This window comes from Elongatibacter sediminis (assembly GCF_037892215.1).
Classification (GTDB): domain Bacteria; phylum Pseudomonadota; class Gammaproteobacteria; order Xanthomonadales; family SZUA-36; genus Elongatibacter; species Elongatibacter sediminis.
The window spans coordinates 82,224-107,182 of the sequence record NZ_JAZHOG010000014.1; the positions used below are offsets into that span (position 1 = coordinate 82,224).

The 24,959-nt window shown below is 63.0% G+C and carries 20 protein-coding genes, 1 pseudogene and 1 riboswitch; of the genes and pseudogenes, 13 read left to right on the plus strand and 8 right to left on the minus strand.

Features of this window, described 5'->3' with window-relative positions:
- Positions 1-2: 2 nt before the first annotated feature.
- Together V3330_RS17800 and V3330_RS17805 are read right to left on the minus strand one after the other, a co-directional pair.
- Positions 3-779 carry an ABC transporter ATP-binding protein gene (locus V3330_RS17800; protein ID WP_354696803.1) on the minus strand — a complete coding sequence of 259 codons (777 nt, stop codon included), beginning with the start codon at positions 777-779 and terminating at the stop codon, positions 3-5.
- Complete coding sequence (locus tag V3330_RS17805) at positions 776-1,756, minus strand: FecCD family ABC transporter permease (RefSeq protein WP_354696835.1); 981 nt, start codon at positions 1,754-1,756, stop codon at positions 776-778. Before V3330_RS17805 ends, V3330_RS17800 begins: the two co-directional genes overlap by 4 nt.
- 124 nt (positions 1,757-1,880) lie before the next feature.
- Here V3330_RS17805 and V3330_RS17810 point away from each other — a divergent pair, with 124 nt between their 5' ends.
- Complete coding sequence (locus V3330_RS17810; protein WP_354696804.1) at positions 1,881-2,408, plus strand: RNA pyrophosphohydrolase; 528 nt, start codon at positions 1,881-1,883, stop codon at positions 2,406-2,408.
- Between the two features lie 62 nt (positions 2,409-2,470).
- Here the strand turns inward: V3330_RS17810 and V3330_RS17815 are convergent, their stop codons facing one another.
- The gene (locus V3330_RS17815) at positions 2,471-4,786 is read right to left on the minus strand and encodes a TonB-dependent receptor family protein (protein WP_354696805.1); all 2,316 of its coding nucleotides are present in this window, start codon (positions 4,784-4,786) and stop codon (positions 2,471-2,473) included.
- A gap of 206 nt (positions 4,787-4,992) precedes the next feature.
- On the opposite strand from V3330_RS17815, the gene V3330_RS17820 reads away from it, so the two are divergent.
- The 3 genes from V3330_RS17820 to sufT all read left to right on the plus strand — a co-directional run bounded on the left by V3330_RS17820 (position 4,993) and on the right by sufT (position 6,594).
- The gene (locus V3330_RS17820) at positions 4,993-5,208 is read left to right on the plus strand and encodes a (2Fe-2S)-binding protein (RefSeq protein ID WP_354696806.1); all 216 of its coding nucleotides are present in this window, start codon (positions 4,993-4,995) and stop codon (positions 5,206-5,208) included.
- A gap of 119 nt (positions 5,209-5,327) precedes the next feature.
- The gene (gene bfr / locus V3330_RS17825; protein WP_354696807.1) at positions 5,328-5,801 is read left to right on the plus strand and encodes a bacterioferritin; all 474 of its coding nucleotides are present in this window, start codon (positions 5,328-5,330) and stop codon (positions 5,799-5,801) included.
- Positions 5,802-6,039: 238 nt separating this feature from the next.
- Positions 6,040-6,594 (plus strand): putative Fe-S cluster assembly protein SufT, encoded by a 555-nt coding sequence (gene sufT / locus V3330_RS17830; RefSeq protein WP_354696808.1) that lies wholly within the window; start codon positions 6,040-6,042, stop codon positions 6,592-6,594.
- A gap of 133 nt (positions 6,595-6,727) precedes the next feature.
- Here sufT and V3330_RS17835 read toward each other — a convergent pair whose 3' ends face one another.
- The 5 genes and pseudogenes from V3330_RS17835 to V3330_RS17855 form a co-directional block, all read right to left on the minus strand.
- Entirely contained in the window at positions 6,728-7,810 is a 1,083-nt protein-coding gene (locus V3330_RS17835; RefSeq protein WP_354696809.1) for an FAD:protein FMN transferase, read from the minus strand.
- Positions 7,807-9,552 carry a phosphoenolpyruvate carboxykinase (GTP) gene (locus tag V3330_RS17840; RefSeq protein WP_354696810.1) on the minus strand — a complete coding sequence of 582 codons (1,746 nt, stop codon included), beginning with the start codon at positions 9,550-9,552 and terminating at the stop codon, positions 7,807-7,809. Before V3330_RS17840 ends, V3330_RS17835 begins: the two co-directional genes overlap by 4 nt.
- Positions 9,553-9,694: 142 nt before the next feature.
- On the minus strand, positions 9,695-10,312 hold the full coding sequence (locus V3330_RS17845; RefSeq protein WP_354696811.1) for a TetR/AcrR family transcriptional regulator: 618 nt from the start codon (positions 10,310-10,312) through the stop codon (positions 9,695-9,697).
- Complete coding sequence (locus tag V3330_RS17850; RefSeq protein WP_354696836.1) at positions 10,309-12,297, minus strand: O-linked N-acetylglucosamine transferase, SPINDLY family protein; 1,989 nt, start codon at positions 12,295-12,297, stop codon at positions 10,309-10,311. The genes V3330_RS17845 and V3330_RS17850 overlap by 4 nt, the downstream gene beginning before the upstream one ends.
- A gap of 30 nt (positions 12,298-12,327) precedes the next feature.
- Positions 12,328-12,393, minus strand: a pseudogene (locus V3330_RS17855) (SEC-C metal-binding domain-containing protein); the annotation flags it as partial.
- 226 nt (positions 12,394-12,619) lie between these two features.
- Here V3330_RS17855 and V3330_RS17860 point away from each other — a divergent pair.
- The 9 genes from V3330_RS17860 (at position 12,620) to V3330_RS17900 (ending at position 24,917) form a co-directional block, all read left to right on the plus strand.
- Positions 12,620-15,076, plus strand: a complete 2,457-nt coding sequence (locus tag V3330_RS17860) for an acyl-CoA dehydrogenase (RefSeq protein WP_354696812.1) — start codon at positions 12,620-12,622, stop codon at positions 15,074-15,076.
- A 77-nt stretch (positions 15,077-15,153) separates the two neighbouring features.
- A riboswitch (cobalamin riboswitch) is annotated at positions 15,154-15,361 on the plus strand.
- Positions 15,362-15,496: 135 nt separating this feature from the next.
- On the plus strand, positions 15,497-17,272 hold the full coding sequence (locus tag V3330_RS17865) for a TonB-dependent receptor domain-containing protein (RefSeq protein ID WP_354696813.1): 1,776 nt from the start codon (positions 15,497-15,499) through the stop codon (positions 17,270-17,272).
- Between the two features lie 126 nt (positions 17,273-17,398).
- Positions 17,399-17,983 (plus strand): RNA polymerase sigma factor, encoded by a 585-nt coding sequence (locus V3330_RS17870; protein WP_354696814.1) that lies wholly within the window; start codon positions 17,399-17,401, stop codon positions 17,981-17,983.
- On the plus strand, positions 17,980-18,561 hold the full coding sequence (locus V3330_RS17875) for a hypothetical protein (protein ID WP_354696815.1): 582 nt from the start codon (positions 17,980-17,982) through the stop codon (positions 18,559-18,561). Before V3330_RS17870 ends, V3330_RS17875 begins: the two co-directional genes overlap by 4 nt.
- Positions 18,558-19,448, plus strand: a complete 891-nt coding sequence (locus V3330_RS17880) for a DUF4097 family beta strand repeat-containing protein (RefSeq protein WP_354696816.1) — start codon at positions 18,558-18,560, stop codon at positions 19,446-19,448. Before V3330_RS17875 ends, V3330_RS17880 begins: the two co-directional genes overlap by 4 nt.
- Positions 19,449-19,789: 341 nt before the next feature.
- Positions 19,790-22,753 (plus strand): TonB-dependent receptor plug domain-containing protein, encoded by a 2,964-nt coding sequence (locus V3330_RS17885; RefSeq protein ID WP_354696817.1) that lies wholly within the window; start codon positions 19,790-19,792, stop codon positions 22,751-22,753.
- Between the two features lie 139 nt (positions 22,754-22,892).
- Positions 22,893-23,540 carry a hypothetical protein gene (locus V3330_RS17890; RefSeq protein ID WP_354696818.1) on the plus strand — a complete coding sequence of 216 codons (648 nt, stop codon included), beginning with the start codon at positions 22,893-22,895 and terminating at the stop codon, positions 23,538-23,540.
- Positions 23,537-24,142 carry a hypothetical protein gene (locus V3330_RS17895; protein WP_354696819.1) on the plus strand — a complete coding sequence of 202 codons (606 nt, stop codon included), beginning with the start codon at positions 23,537-23,539 and terminating at the stop codon, positions 24,140-24,142. Before V3330_RS17890 ends, V3330_RS17895 begins: the two co-directional genes overlap by 4 nt.
- A complete protein-coding gene (locus tag V3330_RS17900) occupies positions 24,132-24,917 on the plus strand; it encodes a hypothetical protein (protein ID WP_354696820.1) in 786 nt (261 codons plus the stop codon). Before V3330_RS17895 ends, V3330_RS17900 begins: the two co-directional genes overlap by 11 nt.
- Positions 24,918-24,959 lie beyond the last annotated feature (42 nt).

A 24,959-nucleotide genomic window follows, 5' to 3' on the forward strand; every position in this document is an offset into this window, starting at 1 on the left:
CCTCAGGCTCCGCCCGCCGGGTAGAAACGCGGTCCGGCCGGGCTGTCCAGCCGCTCGATCGGGCAGTCGTAAAGCCGCTCCAGGCTGTTTTCGTTTAGCATCTCCGCGGTGGGGCCGCAACACCACTGCCCGTCACCGAAGAGCATGACCACGTGCGTGCAGTAGCGCGCCGCGAGATTGACATCGTGCAGCGCCGACAGGGCGCAAGCGTTCCGTCCGCGCACGCGCTCGTCGATCATGCGCATGATATGCATCTGGTGGCGCAGGTCGAGGTGGTTGGTCGGTTCATCCAGCAGCAGGATGTCCGGGTCCTGCAGAAGCAGGGCGGCGAAGGCCAGGCGGCGGGCTTCGCCACCGGAGAGTCCGGTAACGCTGCGTTCGGCGAATCCGTCGAGATCGACGGCGCTCAGGGCGTTCCGGGCTGCGGCGATATCTTCGGGCCCCTCGCGCTGCCAATAGGACAGGTGTGGGTGACGGCCGGTCAGGGCGGTCTGCAGGACCGTGGAATCGAATACGTAGGCGGTGTGCTGCTGCAGCATGCCGATGTGGCGGGCCACGGCTCTGCGCGGCAGTTCGCCCAGCGGGCTGGCATCGAGTTCGATTTGACCGCGCTCGGCCGGTACGAGCCCCGCCAGGCAGCGCAGCAAGGTGGTTTTGCCGGCGCCGTTCGCCCCCAACAGGCCCCAGAACGTCCCCGGGGCCAGCGTCAGGTTGAAGCCGTCGACCACGCGGATTCCGGCGATGGAAACCCGCAGTCCGGAGCACGTGAGCGTCGTCACTGCCTCAGCCTCGCCCGATTGAGCAGCAGCAGAAAGAGCGGCACGCCGAGCAGTGCGGTCACCACGCCCACGGGGAGCTGGCGGGGCGCCAGGACCGTTCGGGCCAGGGTGTCCGAGACCACCAGGAACAGGCCGCCGAACAGGGTTGCCGCCGGCAGCAGTATGCGGTGGTCGGAGCCGACGATCAGGCGAACGAGGTGGGGTACGATCAGGCCGACGAAGCCGATGTTGCCGGCGATCGACACGGCGGACGCCGTCAGCAATGAAGCGAGCACATAAATCACCCAGAGCAGTTTCGTCGTGGGTTCACCCAGCAGGCGGGCCGTGGTTTCACCGATGGCCAGCACGTTGAGACTGCGCGCCATGCCCAGGCACGCGGTGAACACGAAGGCCAGCACAATGAGGGACCAGGGAGGCGCTCGCGAGTAGCCGAGGTCGCCAATCAGCCAGTACAGCATGCCGCGCAGGCTGCTGTCCGAGCCCAGTGCCAGTACCAGGCTGATCAGGGCCGCCCAGCCGGACGCCGTCACCACACCTGTCAGCAGCAGCCGTGTGCCACTCCACGGTCCGGTTCCCCGAGCCAGGCTGAAGACGAGAACGATGGATGCCAGTGAGCCGGTCAATGCCAGCAGGGGAATGTACGGAGCGGCCAGGCCTGCCGACATGCCCAGCAGGGCCGCGAAGGCGGCGCCTCCTGACACGCCGAGAATGTAGGGATCGGCGAGCGGGTTGCGCAGCAATACCTGCATCAGACAGCCGGACAGGGACAGCAGGGCGCCCACGGTCCAGGCCGCTATGGCCCGCGGCAGGCGCAGCCGCCAAACCAGTTCCCCGTTCCGGGATGAAGCATCGCCGAGCGCCGCCAGCCACTCGGACAAGGACAGCGAAACCGAACCGATAGCCGATGCGCCCAGCACTGCCGCGGCCGAGAGCAGCAGCAGTGACAGCAGGAGCAGGCGTCTGCGTGCTGTTGGCATCATTGCGTGGAAACGATTAACATCCGGAGGCTGAAGCCAGCAACGTATCACCGTGTTTTCTGGCAGGCAAGGCACGGTTGCCGCGCATCGCGCGCCGCCGTGCCGTGAACCGGACAAGTCAATCATGATCGACCCCGACGGCTATCGCCCCAATGTGGGCATCGTGCTTCTGAATCGTGAGCACCGCGTATTCTGGGCGAAGCGGTCGAACAACGACGGGTGGCAGTTTCCCCAGGGTGGGATGCGCACCGACGAGACGCCGGAAGAAGCCATGTATCGCGAATTGCGCGAGGAAACCGGCTTGCACCCCGATCATGTCGAGTTGCTGGGCAGTACACCCGGCTGGTTGCGCTACCGCCTGCCCCGCCGCTACCAGCGCCAGTACAGCAAACCCTTGTGCATCGGTCAGAAGCAGGTCTGGTTCCTGCTGAGATTCCTGGCCGAGGACTCGGTCCTGAATCTCCAGACCGTCGAAGATCCGGAGTTCAAGGCGTATCGCTGGGTCGACTTCTGGTACCCGGCGGACAATGTGATCCGATTCAAGCGCCGGGTTTACCGGCGCGCGCTTACGCTGCTCGAACCGATGACCGGGAAGGCAAACGGGAACGGGGCGGAACGGACCGGAAACCGGATAAGCGGTTCAGGCGGCTGAGGCCGGGCCCTGTTCGCCGCACGGGCGCCGTGCCGGTCCACGGGCACCCGCGCGCGCAAGGATCAGAAGTTCAGTTTCGCTCCCACGACAACGGTTCGTGCCTTGGCCGGCCGGGCGCCGTACGGCTCGCGGGCCGCGAGGTGCAATTCGTCGGTCAGGTTCTCGGCCACGGCGTAAAGGGTCCAGTCGGCATTGAACCGGTAGTGGGCGGAGAGATCGAAAATCGTCGCCGACTCCGTTTTCTCGTACTGGCCGCAACGGGCCTGGGTGCATACCGAATCCAGGTAGTTTCCGCTCAGCCGGAAAGACCAGGAACCGCGGTCCAGGCCGGTCGACACCCAGAGCTGCTGGTCCGTGATGTACGGTACCGGATCACCCTCGCTGACCGCCCCGAAGAAATCGGAATCGAATGAGGTCTGGAACTCGGCATCCATCCAGGTGTAGGTCATCTGCACCGGTACCCGCCAGCCGCCGGGTGCATCGAACCCCGTGGTCAGCGACAGTTCCAGCCCGGGAACGTGTACGCCCTCGCCATTGAATGCATCGCCTGGTGTGCAATCCGACCCTGAAGAATTCGTGCACTGTCCCACCAGGTTTTCGTAGTCGTTGAAAAAGAGCATGGCTTCCAGCGCCAGTCGGGACGTCTCATGGCGCAATCCCAATTCGTAATTGACGCTCTCCTCGGGATCGACGCCCGGCTGGTTGCCGGGTGCTGCGAAGCCGCGGTGGATCCCGCCGACGATCCGGGTATTGTCGGTCAGGGCATACAGCACGCCGATACCGGGCAGCCAGATGTCGACCTCGTTGCTGCGACGGCCGGTTTCACTGGCGGCGCTGCGATCCGACGGGTCCGGTCCGCTGCTGGCGTAGTCGATGCGCGAGAGTTCGATGTTTTCGTAACGCAGGCCGGCGGTCACGGTCCAGTCGCCCCAGTCGATGCGGTCCTGCACATAGACGGCCCAGGCGCGAGCGTCCTGAATCCGGTTGCCCGCGTTGCCTTCGAGTCCGATGGCGTTGAGTACCAGTTCGCCGCCGAGTTGCTGGTAGCTGTCGTTGCGTTGCAGCCGGTCTTCCTCGTCCTCGTGATAACGCAGGCCGGCTTCCAGTTGGTGGTGGGTTGCGCCAGCATCGAAAGCCAGATCGCCCACGATCTGCACCCCGCGCGAGTCGTACTCGCGGGAATTGTTGCGTACCTGGATGGACCCGTAGGCCGTGTCGGCGCCGTCCAGAATGGCCTGCAGCGTATCCGGTCCCAGTCCGCCCAGTGATTGTCCGCGATTGATCGCATCGATGACGCTGGCCCAGCCGGTGCGGCTGAACGATTCCGGGTCGGCGCTGCCGTCGAAATCGACACCTTCGGTCTTGTACCAGGCGCGTTCGAATTGGTTGTTGTAGGCGGTGATCGTGACACCGTTGCCGGCCTGGTTCTCGAGGCGCCAGGTGATCGCCACCTGCTGGTGCTCGTTGTGCATCTCGTCCTCGGACGAGAGCCCGTAGCGGCGCAGCGGGTCACCGCTGAAGTCGGTGTCGGTGAGTCCGAGATAGCTTTGCTGCGAGTCCTCTTCCGAATACTGCAGCTTGATCTCGAGGCTCTGGTACACGGATGAGGAAGCATCTGACCAGAATCCGAGTTTGGCCAGGTAATCTTCCTTCTGCAGGCCGGTCTGGTTGTCGCTGCGATCGATGGACTGGTAGCCGTCGGACTGCCACTGGTGCGTTTCCACCAGGAACGCCGCGCGCTCACTGCCGCCACCGTACCAGCCGTGGACGCGCCAGGTGTCGTCCGTACCGAATTCACCCTGCAGGTACCCGCGGTTTTCCTGGGGAATCGGTGTGCTTTTGAGGTTGACGGCGCCGCCGACCGTGTACGGTCCCTGTGAGATGGATGCGGGACCTTTGAGGACTTCGATCGAATGAACCCGGCCGAAGGTGGGGAAATAATAGGCCGACGGCGCGGAATAGGGGGCCGGGGCGATCAGGATGCCGTCTTCCATCAGGGTGATCCGGCCGCTTCTTTCAGCCGCGGTTCCGCGGATGCTGATGTTCGGGCGCAGCCCCCAGCCATCTTCCAGTTGCATCGACAGGCCCGGCACCCGCCGCAGTGCGCGAATGGCATCGGTGGACTCGAAGGCTTCGATGTCGCCAGGGGTGACCACGCCGGCCCCCCCGGTCACCTCGTTGGCTGCTTCCGCCGAGCCGAAGATGGTCAGAGACTCGAGGTGTGTGCAGCCCTCGAGGCCGGCCGTTTCTGTCTCCTTCCCGGCGTTCTCGTCCGGATCGCAAGCAGCGAGTACGGAGGGCGCGGTGAACGCCAGCGACATTGACAAGGTCAGCAGGGCGGGTGCGCCGGCGAGAAATGATCTGCGATCGTTGTGCATGAGGGTTCTCTGAAGTTTACAACCAATTGAGTGAGAATGATTCTTATTCAAGAGGCGGCATTGTAGAGAAATTTCATGGTATTGACAATCATTCTCATTTGCATCTATGATCGGGATGGCGAGAATGACCCGAAACGTGCGACTGCGCCGGGTTCGGGTCACAAAATGGATCAACGTGCGGTAACGAGCGTCCAACGGATACGAAAATGTATGTCTGTCTCTGCAACGGTGTGACCGAGAGCGCGATACGGAACGCGGTCGACGAGGGGGTCCGTACCTATCGCGAGCTCAGCTTCAAAACCGGCTGCGGCACCACGTGCGGCAGCTGCGTACCCGTTGCCCGTGCGCTGCTTCAGGAATGCCTGAGCGAGACGGAATCCCACTTCAGCCCGCCCGAACTCCACGTCGTCAGCGCTGCCTGAAACCCGTTTCTGCCGGTATTTCGGCGCTTGCCCCGTCAATGATTCTCATTCCGGTAGCGCTTTTGCCGGCGCGTTAGAATGATTGATTCAAACTCAAGAATCATTGGAGCGTGAAACACATGAAGGGCGACGCGAAGGTCATCGGATATCTCAACAGTGCGCTGCGCAACGAGCTGACCGCGATCAACCAGTATTTCCTCCATTCCCGCATGTTTAAGGACTGGGGGCTGAAGGGCCTGGCCGACTACGAGTACGAAGAGTCGATCGATGAAATGAAGCACGCCGATGAACTCATCGAGCGGATTCTGTTTCTCGAAGGGCTGCCCAACCTGCAGGACATCGGCAAACTCATGATCGGTGAACACACCCAGGAAATGCTGGAATGCGATCTGCGCCTGGAAATGGAGGCCATTCCGCTGTTGCGTGAGGCCATCGCGCATTGTGAGGAAGTTCGCGACTACGTCTCGCGCGACCTGTTCGACAGCATCCTCGAATCGGAAGAGGAGCACGTCGATTGGCTGGAAACCCAGCTCGAATTGATCGGCAAGGTCGGCATCGAGAACTACCAGCAATCCCACATGGCAGGCGACTGAGCTCGATTCGCGCTCCGGCGGTCATTGACATCCCGCCGTCCAACCCTCACGTTCACAGAATGGCGCGGGCCACCCCGGGTTTCAGGTCTCCCGGTATGGCGCCAGGAGATTTAATGACAATGGGGCCGGAGTAAGCGAGCGCAGCCGGTTTGACGCGCAGCGTCAAGAAGGCCAGCGAGCGAGCGACACCCCCATCAGTGGTGGCACTGCCATCGCCAAGGCAAGCGAGACTCGTCCGATGTTTAGTCACACCAGCCAACCCTGTACCTTCGAGCGCGACTGCGATGTCGTCATGATTCCGTCCGGGGACGAGGTAACCATACCGGCAGGCGCCGTGGGTTACATCACCCAGTCCCTGGGGGGCAGCTTCACGGTGTTTGTGGACGGCAACCTGTTTCGCGTTGCCGGTATCGATGCGGATGCGATTGGCAAAGAGCCCGTGGCTCCGCCCAGCCTTCCGGACGATGCCACCGAAGACGATGTGGAAAAACTGCTCTGGGATCAGCTCAAGACCTGTTATGACCCTGAAATACCCGTCAATATCGTTGATCTGGGTTTGATCTACCGCTGCGAGATGATTTCTGACGAGTCCGGCGGACGGCATGTCGAGGTGCAGATGACGCTCACCGCTCCCGGCTGCGGGATGGGAGACATTCTGGTGGACGATGTTCGCTCCAAGCTGGAACTGGTACCGACAGTCTCCCGGGTCGATGTGGAACTGACCTTCGATCCGCCGTGGAACCACAGCATGATGTCGGAGGCCGCTCGGCTCGAAACCGGGATGTACTACTAGGCCGACCTCTGCAAGCATTCCCGGCGGCACGGGTTCAGCATCGGTGCCCGATTCGGCCGACCCGCCCGGACCACGGTTTCAGAAATTGCGAGAAACCGAATCAAATCGAAACGGCCCGGGTGCCTGGGTGCGGTCAGGTTCCGGATTCGGTCCGGCCGATCACGTGGGCCTTCAGCCCCGCGGACAGGCTGACCCGGTCCAGCATGGGGCGGGTGGCGAATATCTGGCCACGCTCGTCGGTGATCAGCACCTCGCTGATCCCCAGCGGGGCGGCCACATTCTCCCAGTCTTCGATACCGGCCACGACCAGGGCGGTGGCGGCCGCATCCGCCCGAACGCCTTCGTGAGTGATCACCGTCGCCGACATGATGTCCCGGGTCGGCCAGCCGGTGCGCGGGTCGAGAATATGGGGATAACGTTCTTGGTGATCGTCGAGATGAAACCGTTCGTAGTTTCCCGACGTGAAAACCGATTCGTCGCCCTGGATTTCGATCGTGCCGATCACGCCGCCCAGCGGATTGCGAATGGCGATTCGCCACGGCCTGTCTCCCCGCTTTCCGAAGCCCCGCAGGTCTCCGCCGGCGCCGATCAGTGCGTTGTCGATTCCGAGGCTGTGGAGGATGTGACAGGCCTGGTCAACCGCATAGCCCTTGGCCAGGCCGCTGAAATCCAACTGCACCGCACGGCTGGGGTTGGCCACGGTGTCGCCGTGAATCTCGATGTCCAGAGCACTCGGGTGTCGTCCCACGACGGCCTGAATCTCGCCGGGACGCGGGATGGGTCCGACGATCGGGAATTGTGAGGTGTGAAATCCCCACATCGAAACCAGACGGCCAATGGCGGCATTGAAGCGCCCGCCGGTCTTGATCTCGAATTCCTGGGCAACGTGAATCAGGGTGATGATGTCCTGATCGGCCCTGGCCGGTTCGCCGACGGCGAATGCCCGGTTGATGGCGGTGAGGCGTCCGGGTTCCCAGGGATGCCAGTCGCGGTGCATTTTCTGCAGCGCCAACTGCAGTTCGCCGAAGGCGTCGCTCGCGAGGTCGTCATCGACGCCGGCGAGCTTCACCTCGACCAGGGTGCCGAACACGTAGAATTCGGCATCCTTCGTGCTGGATTCGGTGCAGGCACCGAGGGACAGCGCCAGAAAGACCAGGGTGCCGGCGAGAGCTCGCCTGAGATCAGGCCGGGTCGCCTTGAATGAAAACGGATTCAATCCGACTCCAGAGCGGATTGCACGCGTTCGCATTCCTGCCTGAGTTTCTCGGGAGTCCGGTTGCCGTATGAATCCAGGTATCGGGCAATTTCATCCAGCTCGGTTTTCCACTCGTCCTTCCGGACCTGCAGGATTGCTTCGAGGTCGCTGAGGGTGACGTCGGCGCCTTCCACCCGCAGATCGCCCTGGCCCGGCATCTTGCCGATGGGTGTGTCGACCGCCCCGGCGTCACCGGTACTGCGGTCGATGATCCATTCCAGTACCCGCATGTTCTGTCCGAAACCGGGCCACAGGAAACGCCCGTTTTCATCCTTGCGGAACCAGTTCACGTGGAATATCCGCGGCAGTTGGTCAGCCCGGTCCGCAAAGCCCAGCCAATGCGTCCAGTAGTCACCGAAGTTGTATCCGCAGAACGGCAGCATGGCCATCGGATCGCGGCGCACATCGCCCACGGCCCCGGTCGCGGCAGCGGTCGTCTCCGACGCCATGGCCGCTCCGAGCAGAACGCCGTGCTGCCAGGATTCGCTTTCGATGACGAGAGGGACCAGGCGTTCACGCCGGCCGCCGAAAATGATGGCCGTCAGCGGTACACCTTGCGCGGCCTCGGCCTGCGGCGAATAAGAAGGGCACTGCCGGCTGGAAACCGTGAAACGGGAATTGGGGTGGGCCGCCGGGCCGTTTGCCGGGTCGTAGGGGCGGCCCTGCCAGTCAAACGCGGGTGTGCCTTCGTCCAGTCCTTCCCACCACGGCTGCATGTCCGCGGTCACCGCGACATTGGTGAATATCGTGTCGCGGTTGAGCATCGCCAGTGCATTCGGATTGGTGGACTCGCTGGTGCCGGGTGCCACCCCGAAGAAACCCGCTTCCGGGTTGATCGCCCACATGCGCCCATCTTCGCCGGGCCGCATCCAGCAGATGTCGTCGCCGATGGTCCGGATTTTCCAGCCTTCGTACTCGGCGGGCGGAATCAGCATCGCCAGGTTGGTCTTGCCGCAGGCCGAAGGAAACGCCGCGGCGATATAGTGCACTTCGCCCTGCGGATTTTCGATGCCCAGGATCAGCATGTGCTCGGCCAGCCAGCCTTCGGTGCGTGCCTGGTGGCTGGCGATACGCAAGGCATGGCATTTCTTGCCCAGCAGTGCATTGCCCCCGTAGCCGGATCCAAAGCTCTGGATCTCGAGATCCTCGGGAAAATGCATGATGTATCGATTTTCGGGGTCGAGCTGCCCGGTGGAATGGAGGCCCTTGATGAACGTGCCTTCGCGCTCGATCCGGCGTAGCGCCGCCGTGCCCATGCGGGTCATTTTCTGCATGTTGACGACGACATACGGGCTGTCGGTGATTTCTACGCCGCAGCGGGAAATCGGTGAGTCGATCGGGCCCATGCAATAGGGGACCACGTACAGGGTTCGGCCCGCCATGCATCCCTGAAAGTGTTCGCGCATCATGGCGCGGGCCTTGTCGGGAGGCATCCAGTTGTTGTTGGGACCCGCGTCGGTTTCGTGCTCGCTGCAAACGTAGGTGAGGTGCTCGACCCGGGCGACATCATCCGGGTCGGAGCGGTGCAGATAACATCCGGGATGGGTTTGCTGGTTGAGCTCGATGAGCGTGCCGTCGGCAAGTTGCCGGTCCAGCAGGTCCTGGTATTCCTGATCCGAACCGTCGCACCAGTGGATGTGTTCGGGTTGGGTCAGGGCCGCAACCTGGTCGACCCAGGCTTTCAGTTCATCGTGGCTCGTCACGTCATTGTTTCCTCAGGTGATTCTCCCGGGGATGGGCGCGCGGTGACCCGGGGGCGGAAGAATAGAGGGGCGCCGGTTCGATTGCAACGGACTCGGGCCGGGCGGGGCGGGGCGAGAGCAATGGACCGGACGAATCCCTGAATCAGCGCTGACTTTCGGATTGGACCCCGGGTATCAGGGTCTGGATTACGTGCTCGATGTACGCATCGAAGGCTTCGCTGCTGAGCTGGGGCGTCTGGTGCTGGCGTTGCAGCTGCAGGAATCCCAGATACACGGAGTAAGTCAGCCTGGCCTGGTGCATTGCGGTGGTCTCGGGCAGGCCCAGTTCTTCAAAGGCCGCCGACAGGTGAGCGATACGCCGGTTCGCCACGCGCTCGAGAACCGGTTCTACCTGGGGGTGGCCTGCCGCTGCGCACAACTCGCTGTACACCTCATGGGTCAGCTTTTCCTTGCCTACCCGGCGGAAAAAGGAAATGAGCCGTTCGCGGGGGTCTTTGATTTCACCGAGTGACCGATTGAGGTTGCGGCTGTCGTGATCCTCCCAACGCTGCAACGCCTGTTCCAGCAGCGATTCACGGCTGGAGAAATGCCAGTAGAAACTGCCTTTGGTGATACCCATCCGGCGGGCCAGGGGCTCCACGGCAAGCGCCTGTACGCCCTTCTCGGAAATCAGTTCCAGCGCGGCGCGTTCCCAGTCCGCGGCGGACAGTGTGGAGCGCTGGTTTCGTTCCATGCCGTTTGCGGCTGCTCGTGCGCTCATGTTCTGCCCTCATCTTTACACCACCGCGCCCAAATTTCGCGCAGCGCACTCTCCAGTTCGGTGGTGAATGGCTGTGCGTTCGCCAGCGAGGAGTTCAACAGGCGCTTGCGCAAACCGGCCCTCATCGCGACGAGCCTGTCGGGGTGCGCGGACACCTCCGTGGCAAGCTCCAGAAAGCTATTCTCTCCGCTCGCCACCAAAGATTCCAGCCCAATACCCGACAACAGGCTGGCACCCACCCGGGAACGGTGGTCCGTTCCGGCCCGGCTCAGCACGGGCACGCCCATGAACAGGCTTTCGCAGGTTGTTGTTGTGCCGTTGTAGGGAAACGAGTCGAGAGTGATGTCCACCCGGTGATAGTGCGCCAGGTGTCCGGCCTGGTCTGCGGTGGGACCGGCGAATTCCAATCGCTCGGGCGCCACGCCCGAGCGGGCGAAGATTTCGGCTACCTGTCGTCGTGGTGCCTCGTGGCCGAGCGCCAGGTTCTTGAGCAACAGCCGCGATGCGGGAACGGCACGCAGTATCGCCGCCCACGATTGCAGCAGGGGTGGGTTGAGCTTGGGCATGGCGTTGAAGGATCCGAAGGTCACCTGGCCGCTTTGAAGGCAGGGGGATGGACCTGCGTCCGGTGCCGCCGCGGGCGGCCGGAACACCGAAAAATTCCCTGGCAGCCGAAGCAGTCGTTCGGTGGCCAGGCCGTCGGCGTCCCCGGGGGGATCGGTGACGGCATCGACAATCCGGTAGTCGACCGTCGACAGTCCGGTCGTGTTGGGGTAGCCCAGCCAGGTTAGCTGCAGCGGCGCCACGCGCCTTGCCAGCAGGGCCATGCGGTGTCCCTGGGTCAGCCCGTTCAGGTCGATGAGTATGTCGATGCCGTCATCCATGATCCGCTGGCGCAGCGCCTCGTCGCTGAGTGACGCCACCGGGTGGAAGCCGTGGCATGCAGTCTGAATCCGCCGGGTCATGGCGTCCGTTCGGGTGTGGTTGTGGTAGGCGATGACCTCGAACGATCCGGCATCGTGCGCCTCGATCACCGGAAGGATGAAGTGCGCCACCGAGTGTTGCCGGAAGTCCGATGACAGATAGGCGATTCGCAGGCGCCGTCCGGGATCCCGGGAAACGGAAAATGCCGTTGGTGTCGTTCCGGCCCGCGCCTCCAGCCAGCGTCCGGCCTGCCGGTGTGCGTCGAAGATTTCACCCGGCGTCGCCGTTTCGCTGTAATTGAGGGCGAAGGCGATATTCAAACGCGCCAGTTCATGATCGGGGTCGAGTTTCAGGGCACGCTGAAACCGGGGGATGGAATTCTCGTGGCCCGCCAGGCCGGCCAGGGCGGCGCAGCCGAGGTTGTACCAGGCGTCTGCGTGGGCCTGGCACAACGAACGATCACGCCGTTCCGCGGTGCTCGCCCTGTCTTCCCACCGGTCGAGTGAGGTTTCCAGTCTCCGGATCAGCGGGCCTTGATTAAACAGGCCCTCGGATTCACGGCCGGGCGAGCCCGGGTAACTGCCGGAGGCGGTATCGAGCAACTGCATCGCGACGGCGACGTCCAGCGCCGCTTCGCCGAGGGGCGGCTGACCGGTGGCCGCCTGACGGGCCGTGAGAGCGTCTCGATAGGCTGTGGCAGCGGAGTCCTCATCGCCCTGACGTTGCGCCAGAATGCCGGCAAAGTAGGAGGTTTCGCCGGGTCCGGTTCGCCGTTGGCCGAACGCGGTCAGGGTCTTGTCGGCCTCGTCCAGCCGGTCTTCGAAAAAATCGATTTCCAGGAGCCTGCGCCACGGCCCGGGGTTCGCGGGTTCGCGGCGCGCCCAGTCCCGCAGTGCCCTGCGGGCCCGTTCGAGGTCGCCCGGTTCACGCCGGGTGATCAGGGCGTGCGCCAGGGCGCGGCTACGCCCGCTGCCGGCCGGCAGGGCTTCGGCGGCCCGGATGGCGTCGCTCCACCTTCTTTCCCCCGGGGCCTGTCGCGCCGCCCCGGATGAGGACGCCAACCCGGGTGTCGCGACCGCGCCCGGTCGGGTTCGGCCATGGCAGCGCTTGTACTTCTTCCCGCTCCCGCAGGGGCAGGGTGCGTTTCGGGCGATCATGCGGTGGCCGGAAAAGGGTGTCCGGCGATTGTCTAGGCCCGTTTCCGGCCTGTCAAATCGCCGGATCGGGCGCCGCAGGCGGCGAGAATTGACTTATGTCAGCCAGTTTTCCATACTCTGCCGTATGGTAATCGTGAAATTTCCGGTCTTCAGTGTGTGGAAGGGTGTAATTTACCCGGTCCACTGACCAGGATTTGATTCGGGAGACTCCAAAGTGGCTTGGTTCATGTTATTGACATTATTGATTATTACCATCGGTTGCGCGTTTTACGGTGTGCGCCTTCGCACCTGGACGGCCGCAATCGCCGCCGGTATCGTCGCATTCGCGGCGAGCGGTGAGGTGGGCCTCGGCGCGCTTGTGTTCACCGCGCTCGGGTTCGCGATCATCGCGGTGCCGCTGAATGTGCTGCCGTGGCGTCGCCGGCTGATCAGCGCTCCGTTTCTTCAAACCTATCTGCGGATGATTCCGAGCCTGTCGGCCACCGAGCAGGCGGCGCTCGATGCCGGAACCGTGGGCTGGGAAGGAGAGCTATTCGCCGGCAAACCCGACTGGAAAAAGCTCCAGGATCAGCCCTATCTCGAATTGACGGTCGAGGAGAAGGCCTTCATCGACGGGCCGGTCGAGGAACTCTGCGATCGCCTGAACGAGTGGGAAATCACCCACCGGGATGCCGACCTGAGCCCGGAAATCTGGACTTTTCTCAAGGAGCACCGGTTTTTCGGCATGATCATTCCGAAGGACTACGGGGGGCTGGGCTTCTCCGCGATGGCGCACCGGGCGGTTCTGCAGAAGGTTTCCTCGGTCAGTTCGGTGGCGGGTACCCACATTGCGGTTCCCAACTCTCTTGGCCCGGCTGAACTGCTGCTCCATTACGGTACGGAAGATCAGAAATCGCATTACCTGCCGCGGCTGGCCCGCGGCGAGGAAATTCCCTGCTTTGCGCTGACCGGACCGACCGCGGGTTCCGATGCAACCTCGATTCCGGATTACGGTGTGGTCTGCAAAGGTGAATACGAAGGTGAAACCGTCACCGGCATTCGCCTGAACTTCGACAAGCGCTACATCACCCTGGCGCCCGTGGCCACGCTGATTGGACTCGCGTTCAGGTTGTACGATCCCGACGGACTGCTGGGGGGCGAAAAAGACCGGGGCATCAGCATTGCCCTGGTGCCGCGCGAGACGCCCGGCCTTGAAATCGGGGCGCGTCATTTCCCGATGAACGTACCATTCCAGAACGGACCCCTTCGCGGCAAAGACGTCTTCGTGCCGCTGGAAACGCTGCTGGGCGGCGTGGACCGGGCCGGTCAGGGCTGGCGCATGCTGGTCGAGCAGTTATCGGTCGGCCGGGCCATTTCCCTGCCTTCGTCGCAAACCGGCGGGGCGAAGACCGGCGCGCTGGCCACCGGGGCCTACGCACGGATTCGCAAGCAGTTCGGCTTGCCGATCGGTCGTTTCGAGGGCATCGAGGCGGCGCTTGCCCGCATTGCCGGTAATGCGTACAGCACGTCAGCGTTGTCCCGCATGACGGCCACGGCCGTCGATCTCGGTGAGCGGCCTGCGGTACCGTCGGCCATCGCCAAGTACCACGCGACGGAGAAGGCGCGCGAAGTCATCCAGGATGCCATGGATGTACATGGCGGCAAAGGTGTCATTCTCGGTCCGCGCAACTACCTGGGGCGTGCCTGGCAGGGCATGCCGATCTGGATCACCGTCGAGGGCGCCAACATCCTCACGCGCAGCATGATGATCTTTGGCCAGGGCGCCATTCGGTGCCATCCCTGGGTGCTGAAAGAACTGGAAGCAGCGGCCATCGAGGATTCGGAGAAACGGGAGCGCCGGTTCGACGAAGTGCTGTTCGGTCACGTCGGCTACACGATTCGCAATGCCGTGAGAAGCCTGGTGCTGGGCATGAGCTTCGGCAAGTTCGCCGCAGTCCCGAGCGACCGCCAGACCTCGCGCTACTACCAGAAACTGTCCCGCTATTCGGCGAATTTGGCATTCGTTTCGGACATTGCCATGCTCACCCTGGGCGGCAAATTGAAGCAGAAAGAACATATTTCGGCGCGCCTGGGTGATGTTCTGAGCCAGTTGTACATCTGTTCGGCCATGCTCAAACGATACGAGGCGATCGGGCGCCCGGCCGCCGATCAGGCCATCCTGTCCTGGGCGTTTCACGATGCGGTGTACAAGATTCAGCTCGCCTTGCGCAAAGTCGTCGATAACTTCCCCAACCGGCCCATGCGGGCCCTGCTCCGCGTGGTTGTGTTTCCGTTGGGACGGCGTGAGCGCGCACCCGGCGATCGCCTGACTCATAAAGTTGCGCAGTTGTTGCTCGCCCCGTCGGAGACGCGTGATCGACTCACCCACGGTATCTACCGGTCGGCCCGCACCGGAAATCCGATCGGACTGCTCGAGGAGGCGTTGCCGCAGGTGATCGCGGCCGAACCGCTGGAGCGAAAACTGATCAAGGCGATCAAGAGTGGGCAGGTCGATGGCATCACCTGGGAAGAGCAGGTCGCCGCCGCCGTAGCGATGGGTGTGCTCGGTAACGACGAAGCGGCCATTCTGGCGAAGGTCCGTGAACTCGTGCTGGAAATCATCGCGGTCGATGAATTCGAGACCGGGGATTTGCAACTCGGCCTGCGGCGCGACGCCGACCTGGGTACCCAGCACGCGGCCTAGAGCGCAACGAAAAACGGCCGGGCGTTTCGTCCGGCCCACTGTTATACTTTCGCCACCCCCGGCACATGCTCGTTCCGGGGGTGCGATTCGTTTTGGGTGTCCGCGACATGGCGTAAAACCGCCCTGGCGCGGGTGAAACGGGAAGCCGGTGTGAATCCGGCACTGCCCCCGCAACGGTAATCGAGTCATTACGGCTACCAGGCCACTGCACACAGTGTGGGAAGGCGCCGTACAGGCATTACGCCACTCGTGAGTCCGGAGACCGGCCCGAAACGCACAGTAACCTCGTTGCGGCGGGCAACCCGGGGCTGGTGATTCCCATCACTGACTCCCTGACCACCGCGGCGACTGTAACGCGGGTGCGCGAAGGGAGTTTTCATGTCTTGTTCCACAGTTCTGCGGGGCCGCCGGTCCTGTTCCATGGTTTTGCTGCTTGTATTGGCTTCTCCGCCCGTCGGTGCCGACGACGCGGCTCAACCCCATGAACTCAAGCCCGACCTGGTCATCACGCCGGGCCGGGCCGAGCAGTCGATCCATCGTATCGTCGATGCGGTCAGTGTCATCACACGCGCCGACATCGAGCGTTCAGCGGCCGAGGACCTGCCCGATCTGCTGCGCCTGTTGCCAGGTGTCGACGTGGTCCGAACAGGACCGGCCGGCGCTCAGACCAGCGTTTTTCTGCGCGGCACCAATTCGAATCACGTACTGGTGCTGGTCGATGGAATCAGGGTGAGTTCGACCAACACCGGTGCCTACGCCTGGGAATTGTTGCCCCTCGACCAGATCGAGCGGATCGAAGTCGTGCGCGGGCCGAAGGCGAGCGTGTGGGGTTCCGACGCCATCGGAGGCGTTATCCAGGTGTTCACGCGCAGCCGTCCGCAGCCGTACGCCCGGTTGACCGTTGGCAGCTGGGATTCGACGGAGTTCGCCGGCGGCTGGGGTGCCAGCAGCGAGCGTGGCAGGTTCAACCTGAGCGCCGGGTATCGGGACTCGGGGGGGTTCTCGGCGCAGAATCCGGACGGGTTTGGATTCGACCCCGACGACGACGGCCTGACAGCCGTTAATTTCGGACTCAACGCCGCCCACGATCTGGGTGGCGGGCAACTGCGCCTGAGCGTGCTTGCTTCCGACACCGAAACCGATTTCGATCAGGGTCGCTCCGATGCCGAGCAACTGCTGGCCAGCCTGAGCTACGAGGGTGCCTTTTCGCCGTCCTGGACACACCACCTGGTGGCCGGCTATGCCGGCGACCGGCTGGAGTCCGATTTCGGCTTCTTTACCACCGGGTTTCGCTCCGAGCGGTCGGAATTCGCCTGGCAGCATGCTGCCGACCTGGGTGCCGCCGGTGCGCTGAGGTTTGGTGTGGACTACACCCATGAAGTCGGCAGGGACGGAGTCGCGTTTGACGAACGTCGGTCCAACACCGGCGTTTACGCCGGGTTCGACCGCCCGGTCGGGCGCTGGTTGCTACAGGCCACGGCCCGGGTCGACGACAACAGCGAATTCGGCACTGAAGTAACCGGGCAACTGGGGGTCGGCTACGACCTCACGGATTCGTGGCAACTCGCGGCCTCCTGGGGCAGCGGGTTCCGCGGTCCGAATCTGAACGAGCAGTTTTCTCCGGGTTTCGGCGGCCTGTTCGCGGGCAATCCGGAACTGGAACCGGAGTCGTCGCGTTCGGCCGAAGCCCGTCTGCGGTGGGTGAATGACGCATCGGCGTTCGAAGTGTCGGTGTACCGTACCCGCGTGGACGACCTGGTGGCTTTCGAGGGTGAGGCGTTCCAGGCGGTGAATATCGCCCGGGTGGATATCAAAGGGGTGGAGGCGGAATACCGGTATGACGCCGGACCTTGGCGCCTGCGGGCCAATGCGACCCTGCAGCAGGCGGAGAACCGCGACAGCGGGGCGGATTTGTTGCGCCGGCCGGACCGCAAGGGTTCGCTGACCCTGGATCGGCGGTTGGGCCGGCATTCCTGGCTCGGCGTCGAGTGGTTCGTGTCCGGGAAGCGGCAGGACGTGGGAAGCGTCACCTTGCCGTCCTACACCCTTCTGAATCTGCGCGCGGGTTGGCAGTTCCTGCCGCAGTGGCGCGCGGAACTGCGGGCCGACAACCTGTTGGACGACGACTACGAGCCGGCATTCGGCTTCAATGGAGCCAGCCGGTCCGTGTTTGTTTCCCTGGCCTGGATTCCCTGAATCAGCAGCCCCGCGGGGCGATTCTTTCCCAACGCTCCGGGATTGCCGGCCGGATCGGCGGTACCATGATCCGGGCCGGCGGCCGGGCGTTTAAACTCTTTGCCGCTCCATCAGGTCTAATCAGTCATGGGAGGAGCAGCCACCGCTGCGTCGTGGATGGTGAACGATCGAAACCACGATGAGGACGATGACCGGCCCCTGGTGCTGCTTGCCCGGGGAGGCGACGTTGCGGCGTTCGAAAAGCTGTACCGCCGGCACCGCGATCGGATCTACGCGTTGGTGTGGCGTCTGTGCGGTGGCGACCACGGCGTTGCCGAAGACCTGATGCAGGAGGCGTTCGTGAGAGCCTGGACAAAACTGGAGTTGTTTCGCGGCGAAAGCCGTTTCGGCACCTGGCTGCATCGTCTTTCCGCCAACGTGGCCCTCAGCGACCGGCGCAGCCGTGTGCGGCGGTCGCGTTGGGAGAGCCCCATGGACGATGCCGCCGAGCGCGGCGCGGTCGGTGCCCGTGATGTGGGCGCCGGAGTCGGTCGTGATCTGGAGCGGGCCATTGCCGGCCTGCCGGAGCGGGCCCGTGCGGTATTGGTGCTACACGATATCGAGGGCTACAAGCACGCCGAGATTTCCCGCATGACGGGCATGGCGGTGGGTTCGTCGAAAGCGCAACTGCACCGGGCGCGCAAGCTGGTGCGCGCGGAACTGGAGGCATGAAGATGCACGAGGACGATCGCTACTGGCGGGAAAAGCTGGGGGGGTTGCCGCGCAGGCTCGAGCCACCCCGTGATCCGTGGGAGCGCATCGAGGCGCGGATTTCAGCCCGGTCCCCGCAAAGTGGCGAACGGCAGCGACGTCGCGCTTACTGGCCTCTGGCCGCGGCTGCGGTCGCGGTCGCCGCCATTGGCGTTGCGCTGCTGGGTGGCCGCGATACGCCGACGGTGGCGCTGCCGGACGAGAGCCCGCCCGTTCTGGCCGGGGTGGGTTATGGTGTGCCCGTGCAGGCGCCCGGAAGGGCCAGCGCGATGCAGGGCACCGAGCGTGAATATCGGGCCGCCCTGCGCGAATTCCGCGGAACGTTGGAAAGCGCGTCGTCCGGATCGCCGATCGGGGTTTATCTGGACCGGGGCTGGTTCGCACTCAGCAAGGCGGAGGGCGAACTGGCCACCGCGTTGCGACGGCATCCGGATGACCCTTATATCAATGAGCGGCTGGTGCAGCTTCGCACCCGCCAGGTGGAAATGCTGAGGCAGATGGCTTCGGCGGACCTCGCCTCACGGAGGCAGACCATATGAAACAACTACTGAACAGGAACCCGTGGATCGTCGCCGTTCTGGCGCTGCTGCCCATGGGCATCGCTCTGGCGGGCACCGAGATCGACGAAACCCGGTCCATGCCGGCAGACGGCCGGGTTCAGGTGGACAACCTGGCCGGCTCGATCGACATCAATGCGTGGGACCGCAATGAAGTCCGCATTACCGGTGAACTGGGTGATGGCGTCGAAGAGCTCGAAATCGGTGAATCGGCGCAGGGTGTGACGGTCGTGGTGCGCAACCGGCGAAATCAGCGCTATGTGGAGGAAACGCGGCTGCATCTGACCGTGCCGGTCGCGGCCAGCATCATCGCCGAGGGCGTCAGTGCGGACATTTCGGTGTCGGGGCTCGACGGCGGGCGTTTCGATTTGTCGACCGTCAGCGGCGATATCGATGTCGAGGCCCGGGCGGCCCGGGTTGACGTCGAGTCGGTGAGCGGAGACGTGACGTTCCGCGGGCGCACTTCGCGCATTTCGGTGGAGACCGTCAGCGGCGAGATCGATCTGGCCGGGGTGGATGGCGAAGTCCAGGTGACGACCGTTTCCGGCGACGCCGAACTGGAAGGTGGTACGGTCACCGTGGCGCGTTTTGAAACGGTATCCGGCGACCTGGACGCCGATGTCGATGTCGCCGGCGGCGGGCGTCTGAGTGCCGACAGCATGAGTGGCGACGTGAGAATCGTGCTGGATGATGCGCAGCAGGGGAATTTTTCCGCACAGACGTACAGTGGCGACATTCGGACCGATTTCGGCGCGGTCGACGCAGGATCGCGTGGACCGGGGCGCCGATTGAACCACCGTGAAGGCGATGGCGGCGCGATCATCGAAATCGAGAACTTCAGCGGCGACATTCGCATCCTGCGCCGCTGACCAGGCTTGGGCGCCCGGTCCCGGGCGCCGACCCACACATCGCTGCCTCATCACGGCCCGCGTTCCGCCGGGTCGCGCCGGCCGGCTACGTCAACCGTCGTATTTCTCACCTAAACTGCCGGAAAAGGCATGAATTCAGCCTGCGAAATTCCGTTAACACATTGTTAATTCGCGGTTAACAAAGCCTTTCCAATCGGTTCCGAATGGTGATACTATCCCGCCCAAGCTCGGACATGGCCCATTAGCTTGACCCATGTCACATGACCTGCGTCAACGCCACTTTTGATCCGGGTTGACTTCGATCGAAAGACAACCAAACCAAATAAAATTTGGAGAGTTCAATGAAACACAGCCGTAATCCTCTGTACCAGGCGGTGCAGTTCGCGCTGGTTCCCAGCGCTGTGGCAGGCTTCGCTCTCTCTTCTTCGCCAGTCTTTGCACAGGACAGCGACGAGGAGGCGGCTGATCTCGACCGGGTACAGGTTACCGGTTCGCGCATCAGTCGTATCGACATCGAGGGTGCCAACCCTGTCACCGTTCTGGACCGCGACGACATCAAGCGGACGGGCATTACCGATCTCGGCGAACTGGTGCAGGATCTGCCGATGATGAGCGGTTCCCCGACGTCCAGCCAGCGCAACAACGGCGGTAGCGGCCGGGTCGCTGTCGACATCCGCGGACTGGGCACCAACCGCACGCTGGTGCTGGTCAACGGCAAACGTCTGCCTTCGCTGTTCAACGATTTCTCTGTCATTCCCGTCGTGATGGTCGAGCGCATCGAAATCCTCAAGGATGGCGCATCGGCGATTTACGGTGCTGACGCCGTGGCCGGCGTAGTGAACATCATCACCCGTCGTGACTTCGAAGGCGCCGAGTTCGAATTCCAGATCGGCGAGAGCTTCGATGAAGGCGGGACGAACAAGACCACCAGCTTCATCACGGGTGGCAATACCGACCGCGGTAATTTCGTGATCGGTATCGAATACACCGAACAGGACGAGGTGTTCCTGTCGGCGTATGACGAAACCTATATCCGGCAGGCCGTGACGGTCTACGATCCGGTGGGCTTCGCACAGTTCGGTTTCTCGGGTGATCCGTGGACCGACGGCGACGGCAACGGCATCGCGGACTGGGGCACGTTCGGTTCCTCGCGTGTTCCTTACGGCCGTTTCGATCTCACCAACGCCGGTCTGGGCAACAGCTGGACCATCTGCCGCGATTCCGCCACCGGCGGCGCCTCGGTCGATGACTACGGCCCGCGTGGCGGTGACTGTAACGAGGCGACGTACGATTTCGCGCCCGTTAACTACATGCAGAACCCGTACGAGCGTTCCAGCTTCTTCTTCCAAGGCGATTACGAGTTGTTCGATAACGTGTCCGCCTACACGGAAGCGCGTTTCGCCAACCGGACTTCGGAGCAGCTTCTGGCACCTCAGCCATACGATTCCCGCTTCGACCCGAGCTGGGTGGATGCCGGCGGCACCGCCGCGATTTCCGCGGACAACTACTACAACCCGTTCGGTGTGGACATCCCGGAATGGCGTCGCCGCGTCAGTGAAACCGGTGGCCGTTCGTTCCAGCAGAATGTCGACCAGTGGCAGATCATTGTCGGCCTGACCGGCGATGTCGGTACCAGCTGGACCTGGGACTTGAGCTACAACTACGGCAAGAACGACCGCACCGATACCGACTTCGGTCAGTTCAACGGCACCCGTCTCGGACAGGCGCTTGGCCCGTCATTCCTCGATCCGACCACCGGTCAGGTCGTTTGCGGCACACCGGACAACCCGATTGCCGATTGCGTTTCGCTCAACCCGTTCACCAATCCGGACACCAATCCCATTACCCAGGAAATGCTGGATTACGTGTCCATTCCGCTGAACGACCGTTACATCAACGAGCGCCAGATCACCAACCTGACCCTGGTCGGCGACCTGATGGAGCTGCCGGCCGGTCCGCTGGCGGCGGCCTTCGGTTACGAGCGCCGCAAAGAGGATTACCAGTTCATTCCGGACTCCTCCAAGGTCACCGATGCCACCACCGGTAATACCGGCACAGGCACCCAGGGATCCTACGATGTCGACTCGTTCTTCGGTGAAATCAACATCCCGTTGCTGTCCGGAGTTTCCGGTGCGGAACTGCTCGAAGTCTCTCTGAGTGGCCGTTACGACGACTTCTCGATCTTCGATTCCTCGACCACGTTCCAGGGCGCCATCCGCTGGCAGCCGGTCCGCAGCCTGCTGCTGCGCGCCACGGCTGGCGAGGTGTATCGCGAACCGAACATCTCCGAACTGTTCGCCGGCGTGGGTGACAGCTTCCCGAACACGGTTGACCCGTGCTCGGGCCGTGGCGGTACCCCGGGCTGCGAAGGCGTTCCGGCCAGCTACGTTCAGTCGGACACGCAGGCCCGCGCCCGGATCGGCGGTAACATGAACGTGACGCCGGAAGAAGGCGATACCTTGACCGTCGGCCTGGCCTGGTCACCGACCTTCCTGCCTGGCTTCAGCATGACCCTGGATTACTGGGAGATCGAGATCGACGACGCGATCAATATCCCGTCCTCCAATGTCGTGCTGGCGGGCTGCTTCTCCGGTGGCGTGCCGGCTTTCTGCGACAACATCAGCCGCTTCCCGCAGGGTGACCTCGAGTCGGTGCTGACGCTGGTACAGAAAGTGGGTCCCGAAACCGCCGAGGGTATCGACTGGTCGTTCAACTACAACCTGAATACCGACATCGGTCTGTGGGACTTCTCCTGGTACGGAACCTACAACATCAAGCGTGAACAGCTGGTGCTGAAGGACTTCGACGGAGACGGCCTTGCAACGGCGGAATCGGCGGATGTGGTTGGCCTGTTCGAGCACCGTGGCCTGGGTCGTCCGAAGTCATTCCCGGAATGGCGCTGGAGGTTCGACACCGACTGGTCGCTGGGTGACTGGGGCGTGAGCCTGAGTGTCGAGTTCATCGACAGCGTCACCGATTGCGGTAACCCGAACGCAGACACCACGTACCTGACGATGTACTGCCCGGACGACGCCGAAATCGTTGCTGTCGACCCGGCGGATACCTACTTCGGTATTCCGCTCATCGATCGGGCGTACACCGGAACTACCGACGAGGTCTACTACTTCGACCTGGTCGGCCGGTACACCGTTCCAGGCTGGGGCTCGCAGGTCACTGTGGGTATCACCAACCTGACCGACGAGGAGTTGCCGTTCATCAACCAGGGCTTCAACGCGACGACCGACGAAGACACCTTCCGTGCCTTCGGACGTTCCTGGTTCGTCAACTTCAAGCACAGTTTCTAAGCCTGACGGCTCAGTTACTGCGTTAAGGTAATACGGAAAGGCCACCTCGAAAGAGGTGGCCTTTTTCGTTGGCAAACAGAGTAAATCCTGCCCGTCTGTCTGTCGCGTGACGGAGTGGTTTACCGTACGATGGGCCGCCATGACGACTGAGATCAAGCGTCCGGACTACGTCCGGCAACGGCTGCCGGAAATCGGTTTCTGGTTCGTCGACGTTCCGCGAACGTCCAGCACGGTTCTGCGCATGGCCTTCTACCGGCGATACGGCCGTCTGTTCGGCAAGCCGTCCGCGAGCAGCGGTATCGGCCTGGGCCTCATTCCGCCGCACGTTCCGGCAGCGCAATTGCGCGAAGCACTGGGACCCGATCTGTGGGACTCTCTGTATACCTTCTCCATCGTTCGCAATCCCTTCGAACGTGTGCTTTCACTATTCAGTTTTTTGCAGCAGAACGGCAAACTCCCGGGGATGAGTCTCAGCCAATATGTGAAGCGGCTCACCCGGCGGGAATTCGATTACCACGGCCATTACCTGAGCAATACCGGTTACGTCTGCGACGATCAGGGCGAAGTCCTGGTCTCCGAGGTGTTCCGCTACGATCGTCGCCCGGAGTGGCTGCCGGTCATCGCCGAGCGGACGGGTTGCCCCGAGTTGATGAAGGATCATTCGAAGGTTTACAGCACCGGTTCGGATTCCGGTCTGGATCGGTTCGACACCCGCTCCCGGCGACTGATCCGGAAGTTTTTCGCCGAGGATTTCGAGCGGTTCGACTTCGACCGGTCCGGTACATGATCATTTCCCACACCTACCGTTTCATCTTCGTCAAGACGATTAAAACGGCCGGCACCAGCATCGAGGCCTACCTGTCGCCGCATTGCGGGGACCAGGACGTCTTCACGCCATTGAATCCGCCGGTCAGCGGCCATCAGCCGCGAAACTTCGGACGCTTCTACAATCATTTTTCGGCCTGGGGCATACGTCAGGCGGTGCCAGCCGACATTTGGAATACCTACTTCAAATGGTGCGTGGAGCGGAATCCCTGGGACAAGACGGTTTCGGATTACTGCATGTTGCGGCATCGCAGCGGCGGGCGGGTGTCGTTCGAAGACTACCTGGCCCGCGGCCGGTTCCCCCGTAGCTGGGAGCTGTACACCGACATGGATAACCAAACGATTCTGGTGGACCAGGTGCTGCGGTACGAGAACCTGGATACCGAACTCGGTGCGGTTTTCGATCGGCTCGGCGTGCCCTGGGAAGGGCGACTCGGTGTCCGGGCCAAATCCGGCTACCGCACCGACCCGCGCCCCTACCAGGAATGGTTCGACGAGTCGCAGCGGGATCGGGTCGCGCGGGCGTTCGCCGATGAACTCCGCGAGTTTGCATATGCCTTCTGAATCCAGCGGCGCCCCCACCCTGCGAATCCTGCACCAGATGGCTCGCACCGGCGGGACGGTGATCTGCCGCTGCCTGGCCAGCATGCAAGGAGTCGTGCTGCTGAGTGAAATTCACCCCCTGGGCCTGAAGATGTTTGATCCGCTGCGTCAGGCACATGAGTGGTATGGATTGCTGACACCGAAGGACCTCGAGTCGATTCGCAGCGCCCCCTTGAACTTCCGCGCGGCGATTCGTCTGATCGCCACGCGGTGCTCCGAGCAGGGACGTCTGCTGGTGATTCGGGACTGGAGCCATCTCGACTACACCGGAGTGCCTTTCACGGGGCCGGCGGAGCACTCCAGGCTGGTGGAAGCGGTGGCCCCGGATTTCACGCTGCTGCGCCACGCAACGGTCCGTCACCCGCTGGACCAGTGGCTGAGCCTGTCCGGAAAGCCGGTGTTTCGGCAACACCTGGGGCCGCGCCGGTTCCTCAAAGGCGCAGCCCGTTTCGCGGACTCCGCCGCCGCCATTGGTTTTACCCGGTATGAGGATTTCACCCGGGACAGCGACGCCGCGCTGGAGCGCATCTGCCGGCATCTGAAAATTCCGTTCGATGCCGGGTACCGGAATCGGTGGGCGGATTACGACAACATGACCGGGGATGTTCTGCCCGGCCGTTCCGACGGAAAAATTCAATCCCTGCCGCGCCGGCAGGCAGATGAACAAACCGTGGCGGCATTTCAGGCGCTGCCCGGATACCGCCACGTCCTGATGACTCTGGGGTATGACGAGTGAGCGAAGCCGGACCATCGTATGATTGCGAACGGTATAATTCGT

What these genes read in the sequence shown, in the direction of transcription:
- V3330_RS17845 (WP_354696811.1), bottom strand. Translation starts at nt 10,312, where the DNA reads ATGAGCGCACGAGCAGCCGCAAACGGCATGGAACGAAACCAGCGCTCC.
- V3330_RS17865 (WP_354696813.1), top strand. Translation starts at nt 15,497, where the DNA reads ATGGTTTTGCTGCTTGTATTGGCTTCTCCGCCCGTCGGTGCCGACGAC.
- V3330_RS17805 (WP_354696835.1), bottom strand. Translation starts at nt 1,756, where the DNA reads ATGCCAACAGCACGCAGACGCCTGCTCCTGCTGTCACTGCTGCTGCTC.
- V3330_RS17880 (WP_354696816.1), top strand. Translation starts at nt 18,558, where the DNA reads ATGAAACAACTACTGAACAGGAACCCGTGGATCGTCGCCGTTCTGGCG.
- V3330_RS17885 (WP_354696817.1), top strand. Translation starts at nt 19,790, where the DNA reads ATGAAACACAGCCGTAATCCTCTGTACCAGGCGGTGCAGTTCGCGCTG.
- V3330_RS17810 (WP_354696804.1), top strand. Translation starts at nt 1,881, where the DNA reads ATGATCGACCCCGACGGCTATCGCCCCAATGTGGGCATCGTGCTTCTG.
- V3330_RS17820 (WP_354696806.1), top strand. Translation starts at nt 4,993, where the DNA reads ATGTATGTCTGTCTCTGCAACGGTGTGACCGAGAGCGCGATACGGAAC.
- V3330_RS17875 (WP_354696815.1), top strand. Translation starts at nt 17,980, where the DNA reads ATGAAGATGCACGAGGACGATCGCTACTGGCGGGAAAAGCTGGGGGGG.
- V3330_RS17870 (WP_354696814.1), top strand. Translation starts at nt 17,399, where the DNA reads ATGGGAGGAGCAGCCACCGCTGCGTCGTGGATGGTGAACGATCGAAAC.
- V3330_RS17890 (WP_354696818.1), top strand. Translation starts at nt 22,893, where the DNA reads ATGACGACTGAGATCAAGCGTCCGGACTACGTCCGGCAACGGCTGCCG.
- sufT (WP_354696808.1), top strand. Translation starts at nt 6,040, where the DNA reads ATGTTTAGTCACACCAGCCAACCCTGTACCTTCGAGCGCGACTGCGAT.
- V3330_RS17895 (WP_354696819.1), top strand. Translation starts at nt 23,537, where the DNA reads ATGATCATTTCCCACACCTACCGTTTCATCTTCGTCAAGACGATTAAA.
- V3330_RS17815 (WP_354696805.1), bottom strand. Translation starts at nt 4,786, where the DNA reads ATGCACAACGATCGCAGATCATTTCTCGCCGGCGCACCCGCCCTGCTG.
- V3330_RS17860 (WP_354696812.1), top strand. Translation starts at nt 12,620, where the DNA reads ATGTTATTGACATTATTGATTATTACCATCGGTTGCGCGTTTTACGGT.
- V3330_RS17900 (WP_354696820.1), top strand. Translation starts at nt 24,132, where the DNA reads ATGCCTTCTGAATCCAGCGGCGCCCCCACCCTGCGAATCCTGCACCAG.
- bfr (WP_354696807.1), top strand. Translation starts at nt 5,328, where the DNA reads ATGAAGGGCGACGCGAAGGTCATCGGATATCTCAACAGTGCGCTGCGC.